Here is a 13,038-nt window from a genome sequence, read left to right as displayed (position 1 = left end):
TTTATCCACACAACAACTTAATAACAGAGGTTCAATGTTTGATCTCATTCGCCACAAAACGTCTAGCCATAAAGCCGATGTGCTTTCAGGGCTAACAGTTGCACTTGCGCTTATTCCTGAAGCGGTCGCATTTGCCTTTGTCGCCCATGTAGAACCTATGGTTGGACTTTATGCCGCCTTTATTATGGGGCTAATAACGGCACTGATTGGTGGCCGTCCTGGAATGATTTCGGGGGCGACAGGCGCTATGGCCGTTGTCATGGTGTCTTTGGTCGTTGAGCACGGTGTCCAATATTTATTTGCTGCCGTGGTCTTAGCGGGACTTATCCAGATCTCTGCTGGCGTGTGTAAACTCGGTAAATTCATTCGCATAGTGCCCTATCCCGTCATGATTGGCTTTGTGAATGGTCTAGCAATTGTAATTTTCCTCGCCCAGTTAGGTCAGTTTAAAGTTAAGGATGCCAGCGGAAATCTAGTCTGGCTGCCCCAAGAACCATTAATGTTGATGTTAGGTTTAGTGGCTCTGACGATGGCCATTATTTATTTTCTGCCTAAGATCACCACAGCAGTCCCTTCATCATTAGCCGCAATCCTCACTGTGACGGCACTTGTCGTAGGACTCGATCTGGATACTCGTAACGTACTCGATTTCCTCAAAACCATGAGTGGTAACGACAATGCGACCATAGCAGGTTCATTACCTAGCTTTGCGATTCCCTCTGTGCCTTTTAATCTTGAAACCTTATATATCATCCTGCCCTATTCCTGCATCTTGGCGGCAGTCGGTCTTATCGAATCTCTGCTAACGCTGACTGTGATAGATGAGATGACCAATACCCGTGGCCGCAGCAACAAAGAATGCGTCGGCCAAGGCCTTGGAAACATCACCAGCGGTTTCTTCGGCGCTATGGGTGGTTGTGCCATGATAGGTCAATCTATGATTAACATTAACTCGGGTGGACGCGGCCGATTATCAGGAATTACAGCTGCAGTTGCACTGCTTGCCTTTATCTTATTTGGCGCTTCATTTATTGAGATTATTCCCCTTGCGGCGCTGGTTGGAGTGATGTTTATCGTTGTGCTCGGCACCTTTGAATGGGCAAGCTTTAAGTTTATGGGCAAGGTCCCGAAACACGATGCCTTCGTTATCGTGCTAGTGACAACGGTAACCGTATTTACCGATCTAGCATTTGCGGTATTTGTCGGTGTCATCGTTTCAGCCTTAGTCTTTGCCTGGGAACATGCCAAGCATATCAATGTGACTGAAGAGCAGAACAATCAAGGCTGGAAAGTCTACAAACTCAATGGTCCATTGTTTTTCGGCTCAATCGCAAACTTCCTCGAATTATTTGACCCAGCAAAAGATCCTCAAGATGTGGTTATCGACTTTAAGAACTCTCGAGTCGCCGATCACTCCGCATTAGAAGCAATAGACACGCTCGCTGAGCGTTATGGTAATGCTGGTAAGAAGTTACACTTGCTCCACTTGAGCGCTGACTGTAAAGCCCTACTGCATAAAGCGGGTGATCTCGTCGAAGTGAATCAACTCGATGATCCTCACTATAAAGTGGCCGATGATAAGCTGGATTCATAATCTAATTTTCAACAATAAGTGCTAGCTTAAATTAAATATGAAATACCAAAGCCTGAATCGCAATGTTCAGGCTTTTTTATTATCGCTTATCATTTAACGGTAAAGCTGATTTATATCAATAAGTAACTCCTCATCACCTCAGTTCTAACACGTCTAAACTTAGTCATGACGAGATTTATAGTTATGCATTCACTTATGCAGACCTACACCAACAGACTCCAAAGCAATAATAATGCCCCTGCGATGTCTGCTTCTCCTGATCCATGCAACGAGAATATGATAGGATAAATGCGTTATCGGCCTAGAATTGAGGTTACACTTACACTGAATACAGTATCGAGAGGTGTAATAGAGTGTAATGCAACTGATGCAAAACATGGAGGATGAATCGAAAGAATTTAATTGAAGTTTAACTCTCTAGAAATGATGTGTCTTGGAGATAAAGAGAAAATCTGAAAGTAGGTGCTAACAACTATTACGGTAGACTAAGAAGCCAATTGAGCAACCTAAGCTCATTAATCTAGCGACTATTTATATAACTTTTAACGGAGAAAACTACACAATCTAGAAGACCAACTAACCTACAAAAGAATGTTAAATTTCACACAAATAAAAAGAGCCATGGAATAAACCATAGCCCTTTAATCCATTGCTATCAGCTCTAGGCTAACAGCACTGAAAATTAACCAATGATAGTTACGTTTTCAGCTTGTGGACCTTTTTGACCTTGAGTCACAGTGAAAGACACTTTTTGGCCTTCATCAAGAGTTTTGAAACCGTCAGAGTTGATCGCACGGAAATGTACGAATACGTCTGGACCAGATTCTTGCTCAATGAATCCGAAACCTTTGTCAGAGTTGAACCACTTAACAACACCAGTAACTTGAGACATGATATAAATCCTGTAAATAAAAAATTAAAGCCTTAACGGCGGTGGAGCTGGAAAATGCCGGTATTACTTATGTTTACAGGACGAACTGGTCGTATTGAACACATAAATATAAGCCCAACCTTCAAGCTGATAAGACTATAAACCATTCTAAAGATAAGTCAACACACTGCGACACTTTGGATTATTTATTTTGCCTAAATCTACTTTGCGGTTTTGCAACCGGCTAGCAGAACATTCAGTTCATGCTGCTTAGCATTTACAGTTAAACACTTTAAATAATTTATTTCAATAGCTTAATCTATTCACTTATCTTGAAATGCGATGCACTTCAATTTGGAAATCCAATTCACAGCTTAGTCCTTGCAGAGCAAATGCTTGCTTTTGCGCATCGGTAAACTTCCAAGCGTAAGGCGTCATTTCTAAAAAATGAGCAATGTGATCACTTTTTGTCAGTTCAAGCTGAGAAATTAAGCGTTCCTGATGCAGGCACTCAAAACCAGCAATATACGCAGCAGATACAGGATGCAATCTAGGTTCTGCATAAATTTGTTGCTTCAAAGCGAAGTGATGCGAAGGTCCGGGAGAGACTGTTATCAAGATACCACCATCGGCCATAATGCGTTGTAACTCTTCAACTTTGGAAGGGGCATAAATGCGAATGGCAAGATCGACACTTTGAGAGGCGATGGGCATCTCATAGGCACTTGCCACACAAAATGCTAAATTGGGGTAGCGTTTAGCCGCATATTTAATTGCTGACTTAGAAATATCTATGCCTTGTAAATCACAATCATGGTGCTGACTCAACACATTGAATAAACGCTGGCTGTAGTACCCTTCCCCACAGCCTATATCGAGGATCTGCTTTGCTTCAGCACCAAATTCGAGCGCGAGTGCATTCACTCTATCACTCAAATCTTGATAGTAGCCTTCGTTTAGAAATTCACGCCGAGCAAACATCATCTGCTTGTTATCGCCAGGATCTTTTGAGTTTTTTTTCTGTACAGGCAATAAGTTGACATAGCCCTCTTTGGCCATATCAAACTTATGTTGGTGTGGACAACCCCAAGTTCGATCCGTTAACGTCAGCGGCGCGGAACACAGGGGACATAAATAATGCATAGTGGACTCTTATCTTTAACTAACTTTGGGCAAGAAAGGTTTACGTTTCGTCTTCCATTAATCGGTCAACCATCTGGATCAGTTCTGGTGGCGCAAGTAACTCATAACACTCTAATTTTCTTAATAACTTGTCTGTGTTATCAGCATCATTAGCGGCGCGACTATAATTGGGACGCTCAAACATATGGGTATAGGTTCTAAATAACCACTGTTGTTTCTGAAGTAACAAGGGATCGAGCCTTAATACCTCGTCGGCAAGGCTAGCCTGACATTGACCAAGTTCCCCACGTAAAAAAGCTTGTAATTCTAACCTAACTTGCTCAATTTCGGTCATGTAAATGGCAAGGGATTCAGATGATGCGGCATAATCGTATTGCCTTGCTAACAGAGCTTTAGCGACCATTAGCGCTTTAGGTTCATGCAAAACACGTAAATCGGCTTCTAAAGGTACTAACTCAAACTTTGAATCCGCTTGTAAAGCAAACGTTAAGCAATTATTTACGACTGAATTATCTTCATCTAAACCATTAGTCATGTCTAAGGTAAAAGATACGCCCCGTCTCAATTCTGCCGCGCAAAATTTTGCAGCAGTGCCCATTCGCGTATAGAGCCGAAAACCTTGCCCAAGACTTCGAGTGATCGGTGTATTAAAGGCCTGTGCAGTTTGCGGTAACGATTCAACTTTAAGACCCATAAACGGTTGAAAACGAATCGCAATATTTTGTGGGGTTCCAGCTTCAGCAATAACGATAACCTCTAGTAAAGGCGCACTGAACGCCTGTAACACAATAAAATCACTTATATCGTCGGGTAACCGCAACGTGAGTATCGACGCCTTTTCGGCATCAAGCACCATAGGCTCATTTAAAAATTGATGATACATAAGACATTATTCCCCTGTTCAGCCGCGATTGTAACTTTGAATCTGAATGAAGATCACCAATGAAGTCTTTATATTCTCAAGATAATGACTTAATTACCTTAATGGTGTAAATGTTCATTCGGGGAGTTTCGGTGTTAAGATGTTATTATTCGACAAACTGTCATTTGAATTTAATTATGTCTAACCATTCCCAGCCAAGCATATTTTGGCACGACTACGAAACCTTTGGGGCCAACCCAGCGAAAGACAGGCCCTCGCAATTTGCGGGTATTCGCACGGATTTAGATCTCAATATCATCGGCGAGCCTGAGACATTTTATTGTAAACAAGCCACTGATTATTTGCCGTCTCCGGAAGCAATATTAATCACAGGGATCACTCCGCAGTTAGCCAATTTAAAAGGCATCCCTGAAACTGAGTTTATGGGGCGTATTCAAGCGCTGTTTAGCCAGCCAAATACTTGTGTTGCGGGCTATAACTCATTGCGTTTTGACGATGAAGTAACCCGTTATGGCTTTTATCGGAACTTTATCGATCCCTATGCCCGTGAATGGCAAAATGGTAACTCTCGTTGGGATATCATTGATTTAGTACGCGCTTGTTACGCATTTAGACCCGAAGGCATTAACTGGCCAACCAAGGAAGATGGCTCTCCTAGTTTTAAGCTAGAACATTTGACCCAAGCCAATGGTTTAAGCCATGAGAAAGCCCATGATGCCATGTCTGATGTGTATGCAACCATTGCGATGGCAAAACTCATTCGCGAGAAACAGCCTAAGTTATATCAGTACTATTTTGACCTGCGCCGTAAGCAAGCGGTGAGCGATCAAATCGATGTGCTCAATATGCAGCCGTTAGTACACGTGAGCTCTAAAATTAGTGCGCGCAATGGTTGTACGACGTTGATTTCCCCCGTGGCGCACCATCCAACCAATAAAAATGCGGTTATTTGCGTTAATTTAGCCATGGATTTAACGCCACTATTTGAGCTAGATATTGAGCAAATTAAGACGCGTATGTATACGCCAAGAGCCGATCTTGCCGAAGATGAATTGCCGATTGCGGTAAAACAAATTCATTTAAATAAGTGCCCTTTTATCACTTCGGCTAAAATCCTTAGCGACGAACATGCCACTCGTTTAGGCATAGATAAAGAATTTGCCAGAGAGCAATATAAGCGTCTAAAACGTCACCCAGAATTACGCGAAAAACTGGCGCTATTATTTGAGCACGATGATAGCAGAGTAACCACAGATCCTGATTTGATGCTGTATTCAGGTGGATTCTTTAGCCAAGCAGATAAAGCGAAAATGGAAATCATCCGTCATACTCTACCGCAAAATTTGGCGGCATTAGACTTGCAGTTTGATGATCCACGTATTCCTGAAATGCTGTTTCGTTACCGCGCCCGTAATTACCCTGAACTACTCGATTACGAAGAATCTCAGCGCTGGCGTGAATTCTGTCAAAGTCGCTTAGCCGATCAAGACTACGTACTTAAATTAGAAAACCTGCTGCAAGATACGCAAGCCGATGAGACTAAGCAGAAGTTACTTGCAGCCCTTTGTCATTATTTACGTGAACTTTAAGTTGGGTAAATTCAAGCTTAAGTCTTTTATTTAATAGCCTTAAGCTTGTATATATTCGTGAACAGACTCACTCTATTAGGTACATAACTTAAATTATTTACTATCGTTCACCCAAACATTTACAGCGTATAAACGCGAGCTAACTCGCATTTATGTTGTAACAAAATTACTAGAATGTTCTTCCATGAACTTAACAAATAAGGAATCGGGAAATGCAAGATAGATTCATTCGTAGCATAACCCAACTGCCAACGCCGTTAGCCGATGCTCTCATTCCGATGTTGCACCAGAATTTTGCGGGACACATTGATGCGCAGCAACTTGCCACACTCACGAGTGCCAGCAAGATGACCGAAGCAGAAGTGTTACTGGCACTGCTGCCGATAGCCGCTGCACTGGCCAAACCGCCTATCAGTGAGTTTTATGTCGGTGCGATTGCCAAAGGCAAAAGTGGCGATATCTACATGGGTGCCAACTTAGAATTACCCGGTGAAGCGTTGTTTCATTCTGTCCATGCAGAGCAAAGCGCTATCAGCCATGCATGGCTCAGCGGTGAAAGCCAAATTGTTGATATCATAGTCAATGCCAGCCCTTGCGGCCATTGCCGTCAATTTATGAATGAACTGGTTGAAGGAAGTAAGATCAGCATTCATCTCCCCGCACAGGAAAGCCATCCACTGGCGTATTATTTACCCTATGCCTTTGGTCCAAAAGACTTAAATGTCACTTCGCCTTTAATGGCTAAGCAACAAACTGAATTTGCACTGGATAGTGCCGACCCTATGATCATCGAAGGTTTAGATCATGCTGGTTTAAGTTACGCGCCTTACACTCAGAGTTTTGCTGCCGTGGTTTTAGAAACACGCGATGGCGCAACCTATTGTGGTCGCTATGCAGAGAACGCGGCATTCAATCCTTCTATGCTACCGATGCAGATGGCCTTGTCGAATCTCGTTCGCCATAATCGCGAGTTTAGCGATATCAGCCGCGCGGTGTTGATTGAATCATCTCAAGGAAAAATCAGTTTAGTTGGCGCGACTATGGATGCACTCCACACAGTTGCCGCTATCGAACTTGAACACATAGTTATCGATCCCGTCTAACGCCTGCTTCAAATGCCAAGAGTGCTTCAAAATGCCAACGGCGAAATACGTTAAGGCGTATTTCGCCGTTGGAACACTCGATTAATGCGTCAAATTTAAGTTATCTATTTTAGGCCGTTTCTTCTGGCCTGAGACTCAGCTTTGCGCTGTGCCATTCTGACAAAACAAGCTTGTCGCTCCATATCTGACATAGCGCGCCACGCTAAAATCTCATCAAGATGCCTAAAACAACCTAAGCAAATATCTTGCTGATCTAAACAACAATTGCGGATACAAGGATTGGCATTAGGATCATTCAGACCAGACGGCATATTCATTGCCACAGGGTTCAGTGAAGTGGAATCGGCGACCACCGGGAAAACTAAAGATGTCTGCCGTAATTGCGCCGCCAGCGGCCACAACAGCAGCAAGAGTCAATTCTAAGTTCTGGCTGTAGATCACAATCAGCGGGCAACCTTTTGCGAGGGTAAAATCCACCTCGGCTTGATAGAAGCCACCTGTGATCCCGACATCCATAAAACAACTGTATTCTGGGCCATAATCGACATAAGTCCAGCCAAACACTTGGCTAAAAAAGGCCTTAGAACTCGCAATATCGCGACTCGGAATTTCTAAATAATTGATGCAGTGGTGGCGGTTCATAGACTTCCTTGCTATTTAATCAGGACATAAAATGCGTAAGTAAAAATGGGAGCCAAAGCTCCCATTCCATCCGCGGCTTCAACTCAGGTTAACCTTGGATTAAGGCTGCGACAAGTCCAATCAGACCGCCAAACACGCCGCCCCAAATCACTAACCAACCTAAATGCGTTTGGATCATGTCTTGAACGATTTGTTTCACCATTTGCGGTGTGAGCTCGTTTAACCTTTGTTCCACTATATTGGCAATTTTAGTTTGCAGATCGGCCATCACATTTGGCTGTTCGATTTCTTGTTTCAGCAACTCGTGGAATGCATCGCTTTGCGCCATTTCGACTAGAGAAGTTTTCATCTTCACAATAAACGGTTCTTTTAGTGGTAATAACGCATCTGTGCCGCCGAACATAGATAACATACCACCAAAGGAAGATTGCGCGACTGTGCTAATTAATGCATCAAAAGAAGGCGCTAAATCAATCTTTTCAATCACAGGCGCCAAGTCTATTTTGCTCAGCCCTTCTTTTTCAGACAGGAATCGGTCGATATTTTCTGTGGTAAAAAACTGCTTCATCATCAAATGAGCAATGCCCGCCTTAAACTCTTCGAAACGAGAAGGCACGACTCCTGAGCCATAGAGTCCGGGGACTTTCTCAAACAACATATAAACTGCAACCCAGTTGGTAATCGCACCCGATAAGGCAAACAATCCGACATTCAAGACAATTGCCGACTGCATCAGGTAGCCCGCAACCACCAAAGCAGCCGCCAATAAATTTGTTACTAAACTCTTATTCAATCTCGTATCCCCTAAGGTGGCATCGATAAGATGCAAAACTGGCCTATATTAACAAGTTAACGGGAGTCAGGTCTAACACTCAAACCACAGTAAACGAACTCGTTTTCAAATCTGTTTTCTGTGCTAAGTCTTGGCGCGACAAGCTGCATCCAGCGCATCACCAAAGCCACAATGTTATTGAACCACTAACAGCCGATTGGCCTATCCAAAATAAGTGAATCCCCTTGTATAACATTAACTTAATTTAATGTTATACAAGCTCAAAAAACAGAAATTTTAATTTACCGCCTGTGAATTATCAACCAGCCTCAACTACACTCAATTTGGGTCAGAAACCCGAAATAGGCTTCCCAAATACAAACTCAGAATTCAGGGCTTAAACACATGTCTTAAATACGGGCCTTAAACACAGTCACTGAACAACGACTCAAATAAAAAGTTAACCACAATAAATTAAGGATGCGCTTATGGAATCGGCTTTTAATACTGCAGGTGCGTTAAGTTGGCATGAACTCACAACCAATAACACCGAAGAGGCCATGCGCTTCTATGCTGAGATTTTTGGCTGGCACTTTAAAACCGTCAAAATGCCCCACGGCCATTATCATATTATTGAAAATCAGGGCGTCAGCATTGGCGGAATTACCGACAGTTTAATCCCCACTCTTCCCTCACATTGGACTGGCTATATTACCGTTAGCGATGTGGATCAAGTGGCTATCAGTGCCAAAAAACTCGGCGGTGACATTCTGTTTGGCCCTGAAGATATTCCTGAGGTGGGGCGTTTTTGTTGGATAAAAGACCCACAGGGCGCCATTATTGCAGCCATTAGCTATTTAAAACGCTGATGTAAAATCTGACTTGAATATAATGAGTGACAACTCAAGGGATGCGCCACAAACTGATACAGTTGTAGTTATCAATGTAGAGATAGGTTGTCAGTCAGAAACGACTGAGTTCAAAATAGGTTGTTGTCGGGTAATGCTAAGATTTCATTGATAAAATATAAATAATATCTGGAAACATTAGCGTTAATCGCTAGAATGTTCGCACTTATGGCAGTTTTCCCCTGTCTTATGCATTGGAGCCTTGATATTAATGCTGACCCAGCTATCGCAATTCAAACACACTTTTTTTGCTCTCCCAAGGTACCTGCGTGTGCTTGTGTACCTCACCGCCGTCTACCTTAGCTATGTCTGCACATTAGGCTTAATCCTGCCCTATGCGATAACCACGCTGGCCCCAGAAAAACTCTCTGCTTTACTTGGCCGTCCCGTTACCTTAGGGGATATCCGCATCAATCCCTTTAATTTCAAAGTCGAAATTGACCAACTGGCCATTAAAGAAAAAGACGAAAAACCGTTTGCAGGCTTAGCGCAAGTCCAATTCGAAGTGAACTTTTGGCATTCTGTTTTTAATCGCGCCGCCGTGATCGAAAACATACACATACAAGCGCCCTACGCACATATCATCCGCGTGGAGAAAAAAGGCAAAGCTGGATTCAACTTCGACGATATTCTGCAGACCTTGAACGAGCATTCATCCGCGAGCACAGAAACAACACCCACTGAAGCCAGCGCCCCCGTTCGTGTCCTGCTCAGTCAATTTGTATTGAATGCAGGGCAATTTAACTTCGATGACCAAATTACCCACGCTCAAGTTAATTTTCCCAATATCAATTTAAAACTTAGTCAGCTCGATACTGAGTATTTGATGTCGGCATCGTTGGCCTCAGTAGCACCAGCCATAACCGCGAAAAAGACTGAAGCCAACCCAACACCAAACGCTCAATCGGCTTCTAACACTGGCTCTAGCTCCCAAGTTATGCCAATTCAGCACAATCACTATGCGATACAACTGAGTGATGATCATGCCGGTGAAATCAATTTGCAGGGGCAATTTCAACTGTTCCCATTAAAAATCGCAGGTGACGTCCACATCGCTAAGCTGAAACTGACACCCCTGTGGAAATTTATCGACGATCAATTTAAGCCAGCACTTACCGATGGCGAGATCAGTGCCAAGACTCAGTATCAAGTGGATCTTGCCGAGAATGGCGAGCTACAAATCACCAGTAACAATGGCCAGTTTATTGTTGAAAAACTGAATTTTAACGACCAAGAACGCTCAGTGGTTAAGCTGCCAATCTTTGCCCTCGACGGTATTTCGATGGATCTAAAGCAGCAGCAAGTGCATATCAATAAGCTTCACAGTGATGGCCTCACTGTAAACGCCGTTTTGAATCAAGATGGACTCGATCTCGCCAGCTTGTTCATGCCTAAATCCGCCAGTGTGTCTACAAGTGCAGCGCCGCCAGTTGCTAATTCCATAGTTACTAATTCCATAGATGCTGAGCCGATAGATGCTAAGTCAGTAGAGACTAAAGCTGTTGAGAGTGCACAAGTCACGCAAGTGGAAGAAAAGCCTCAACAGCCAATCAAGCAAGCGCCAGTAACGGCGTCAACAGACACTTGGTTCGTGCAACTCGATGCGCTCAATATTGAAAACTACGATCTTAATCTGTCGGAGCAAAAGTTAACTGAGACACCGCAGCAGTGGCGTGTGTATCCACTTAATTTTTCAACAAAAACCATCACGAGCACCTTGGCCGAGCCGATTGAATATGCGCTACAACTCAGCATTAATGACAAAGGTACTTTAAGCTCTCAAGGCCAGGTCGATGTGTCAGGCGAAGCCATAGATGCCGATATTCAACTCGATAAGCTCGCGTTAATCCAATTCCAACCGTATCTCGCGCCCTACGTGAATATCCAGCTTAAGAGTGGTTTATTAAGCTCTGCAGGCAAGCTCACGGCTGATGCCAAGGGTGAAGCCATTTACGGCGGCAGTGTTGAGCTCGATGACTTAGCCATTCATGACAAATGGCGTAATGCCCCGCTGGTCAAATGGCAAAAGATGAATATCAATCAGCTGGATTTTGACCAACAAAAAAATCAAATCAAAATTGATCACTTAGCCTTTAGCCAACCCTACGCCAAAGTGGTGATCGCTAAAGATAGAAGCACTAATATCAGCGACCTTATCGTCGAAGCGCCTATTGCAGCTTCAGTAACAAATAGTGCGACAACGAACAGCGTGCCCCCTGCTAAGCAAACCGCAACCGAGCCACAAATGGCGAGCAAGTCAGCAACGCCTGAGCTGAGTCTAGATATTCAAAAAATTAGCTTTAGCCAAGGCTCGGCTTACTTTGCCGATAACTCACTGACCCCGAATTTTGCTTCGGGAATTGAGCTGCTTGAAGGTAATATCACTCACCTGTCGTCCACGCCAGGCACTAAAGCCTCGGTCGATATCAAAGGTAAGATTGACAAGTACGCGCCTGTGACCCTAAAAGGCGATATTAACCCTTTGTTAGATATGCCATATTTAGATCTCGATTTGGTCTTCAAGAGTGTTGAGCTCACCTCAGTCAATCCTTACTCAGGCACCTATGCGGGTTACTACATAGATAAAGGGCAGCTATCGTTATCGTTGAACTACAAACTCGATCAGAACAAGCTTAAGGGTAATAACCATCTCGTTATTGACCAATTGAAACTTGGTAAACCTAGCAACAGCGACCTTGCCACTAGCTTACCCATCACGCTCGCCATCGCCTTGCTGCAGGACCGTAACGGCGTGATTGATTTAGGCATGGAAGTCTCAGGCGATTTAGACTCACCCAGCTTTAGTGTCGGCAGCATCATAATGACGGCGATCACCAATGTGATCACTAAAGCCGTTACTGCGCCCTTCACTTTCCTAGCTGGGCTGATAGGTTCAGACGAAAGCTTAGATAAGGTCAGCTTTGCCGCTGGTCAATTCAGCCTAAGTAAAGATGAGCAGAAAAGTTTAGATAAACTCGCCAGCGCCTTACTCGACAGACCTATGATAAAGCTCAGTGTTGAAGGGGAAGTCGATGCTATCAATGACAGCCAAGCGATTGCTGAGCGCATCATGAAGCGTAAATTGGCTAAGTTAGCCAATATCGAGTTCAGTGCGTTACCTAATGATTTAAGTCCAAGCCAATTCCCGACCCAAGGGCCACTTGCCGATGCGCTAGTGAAGCTCTATGAGCAGGAAGTTAAAGCTGATCCGACCCAAATAAAAGACACAGTGATCGCAGAGGCCAAAGACGCGCCGCTTTCCGATGACGAAATCACCACCCGCTGGCATATCGCTTTATATAATCTGTCAGTAAAAGCGCAGAATGTTAACGATGGCATGTTGGGTAATTTGGCCCAAGAAAGGGCCAAAGCTGTTAAAGCTTACCTTGTGGACGTGAAAGAGATTGCACCAGAGCGGATCTTCTTGCTCGAAAGCCGAGTGAGTTTAACCCAGAATGTGGCCCAAGTGAGCCTCACCATAGATGCGCAATAGAGACGAAATAGCACCGCAATAACGCAAGCAGTTGCTATGT

11 protein-coding genes are annotated in these 13,038 nt (G+C 43.8%); 5 read left to right on the top strand and 6 right to left on the bottom strand.

Going from position 1 to position 13,038, the window contains the following annotated elements; translation table 11 throughout:
* Positions 1–34 precede the first annotated feature (34 nt).
* On the top strand, positions 35–1,594 hold the full coding sequence (locus K5Q99_RS04310) for a SulP family inorganic anion transporter (protein ID WP_220776143.1): 1,560 nt from the start codon (positions 35–37) through the stop codon (positions 1,592–1,594).
* 682 nt (positions 1,595–2,276) lie between these two features.
* Here the strand turns inward: K5Q99_RS04310 and K5Q99_RS04305 are convergent.
* The 3 genes from K5Q99_RS04305 to K5Q99_RS04295 all read right to left on the bottom strand — a co-directional run bounded on the left by K5Q99_RS04305 (position 2,277) and on the right by K5Q99_RS04295 (position 4,491).
* Positions 2,277–2,486, bottom strand: a complete 210-nt coding sequence (locus K5Q99_RS04305) for a cold-shock protein (protein WP_011789734.1) — start codon at positions 2,484–2,486, stop codon at positions 2,277–2,279.
* A gap of 306 nt (positions 2,487–2,792) precedes the next feature.
* Positions 2,793–3,608 (bottom strand): 23S rRNA (guanine(745)-N(1))-methyltransferase, encoded by an 816-nt coding sequence (gene rlmA, locus K5Q99_RS04300; protein ID WP_220776142.1) that lies wholly within the window; start codon positions 3,606–3,608, stop codon positions 2,793–2,795.
* A gap of 40 nt (positions 3,609–3,648) precedes the next feature.
* Complete coding sequence (locus tag K5Q99_RS04295; RefSeq protein WP_220776141.1) at positions 3,649–4,491, bottom strand: hypothetical protein; 843 nt, start codon at positions 4,489–4,491, stop codon at positions 3,649–3,651.
* 176 nt (positions 4,492–4,667) lie between these two features.
* Here K5Q99_RS04295 and sbcB point away from each other — a divergent pair, with 176 nt between their 5' ends.
* Both sbcB and cdd read left to right on the top strand, forming a co-directional pair.
* On the top strand, positions 4,668–6,080 hold the full coding sequence (sbcB, locus tag K5Q99_RS04290) for an exodeoxyribonuclease I (RefSeq protein ID WP_106650207.1): 1,413 nt from the start codon (positions 4,668–4,670) through the stop codon (positions 6,078–6,080).
* Positions 6,081–6,292: 212 nt separating this feature from the next.
* Positions 6,293–7,183 (top strand): cytidine deaminase, encoded by an 891-nt coding sequence (cdd, locus tag K5Q99_RS04285; RefSeq protein WP_106650206.1) that lies wholly within the window; start codon positions 6,293–6,295, stop codon positions 7,181–7,183.
* Between the two features lie 104 nt (positions 7,184–7,287).
* Here the strand turns inward: cdd and K5Q99_RS04280 are convergent, their stop codons facing one another.
* The 3 genes from K5Q99_RS04280 to K5Q99_RS04270 form a co-directional block, all read right to left on the bottom strand.
* Positions 7,288–7,500, bottom strand: a complete 213-nt coding sequence (locus K5Q99_RS04280; protein WP_220776140.1) for a DUF1289 domain-containing protein — start codon at positions 7,498–7,500, stop codon at positions 7,288–7,290.
* Positions 7,475–7,825 (bottom strand): VOC family protein, encoded by a 351-nt coding sequence (locus K5Q99_RS04275; protein ID WP_220776139.1) that lies wholly within the window; start codon positions 7,823–7,825, stop codon positions 7,475–7,477. The genes K5Q99_RS04280 and K5Q99_RS04275 overlap by 26 nt, the downstream gene beginning before the upstream one ends.
* Before the next feature lie 88 nt (positions 7,826–7,913).
* Positions 7,914–8,618: a DUF445 domain-containing protein gene (locus K5Q99_RS04270; protein ID WP_106650203.1), complete on the bottom strand. Its 705-nt coding sequence runs from the start codon at positions 8,616–8,618 to the stop codon at positions 7,914–7,916.
* Between the two features lie 467 nt (positions 8,619–9,085).
* Between K5Q99_RS04270 and K5Q99_RS04265 the strand changes: the two genes are divergently transcribed.
* Positions 9,086–9,466 carry a VOC family protein gene (locus tag K5Q99_RS04265; protein ID WP_220776138.1) on the top strand — a complete coding sequence of 127 codons (381 nt, stop codon included), beginning with the start codon at positions 9,086–9,088 and terminating at the stop codon, positions 9,464–9,466.
* Between the two features lie 250 nt (positions 9,467–9,716).
* The gene (locus K5Q99_RS04260) at positions 9,717–12,998 is read left to right on the top strand and encodes a DUF748 domain-containing protein (protein ID WP_220776137.1); all 3,282 of its coding nucleotides are present in this window, start codon (positions 9,717–9,719) and stop codon (positions 12,996–12,998) included.
* Positions 12,999–13,038: the final 40 nt, after the last annotated feature.

The organism is Shewanella hafniensis (genome assembly GCF_019655335.1).
In the GTDB taxonomy this organism is placed as follows: domain Bacteria; phylum Pseudomonadota; class Gammaproteobacteria; order Enterobacterales; family Shewanellaceae; genus Shewanella; species Shewanella hafniensis.
Note: the sequence above shows the minus strand (reverse complement) of the source record. Positions and strands in the feature narration are given on the sequence as shown.

Coding starts and splice junctions, on each gene's coding strand:
- K5Q99_RS04310 (WP_220776143.1), top strand. CDS start 35: ATGTTTGATCTCATTCGCCACAAAACGTCTAGCCATAAAGCCGATGTG.
- K5Q99_RS04305 (WP_011789734.1), bottom strand. CDS start 2,486: ATGTCTCAAGTTACTGGTGTTGTTAAGTGGTTCAACTCTGACAAAGGT.
- rlmA (WP_220776142.1), bottom strand. CDS start 3,608: ATGCATTATTTATGTCCCCTGTGTTCCGCGCCGCTGACGTTAACGGAT.
- K5Q99_RS04295 (WP_220776141.1), bottom strand. CDS start 4,491: ATGTATCATCAATTTTTAAATGAGCCTATGGTGCTTGATGCCGAAAAG.
- sbcB (WP_106650207.1), top strand. CDS start 4,668: ATGTCTAACCATTCCCAGCCAAGCATATTTTGGCACGACTACGAAACC.
- cdd (WP_106650206.1), top strand. CDS start 6,293: ATGCAAGATAGATTCATTCGTAGCATAACCCAACTGCCAACGCCGTTA.
- K5Q99_RS04280 (WP_220776140.1), bottom strand. CDS start 7,500: ATGAATATGCCGTCTGGTCTGAATGATCCTAATGCCAATCCTTGTATC.
- K5Q99_RS04275 (WP_220776139.1), bottom strand. CDS start 7,825: ATGAACCGCCACCACTGCATCAATTATTTAGAAATTCCGAGTCGCGAT.
- K5Q99_RS04265 (WP_220776138.1), top strand. CDS start 9,086: ATGGAATCGGCTTTTAATACTGCAGGTGCGTTAAGTTGGCATGAACTC.
- K5Q99_RS04260 (WP_220776137.1), top strand. CDS start 9,717: ATGCTGACCCAGCTATCGCAATTCAAACACACTTTTTTTGCTCTCCCA.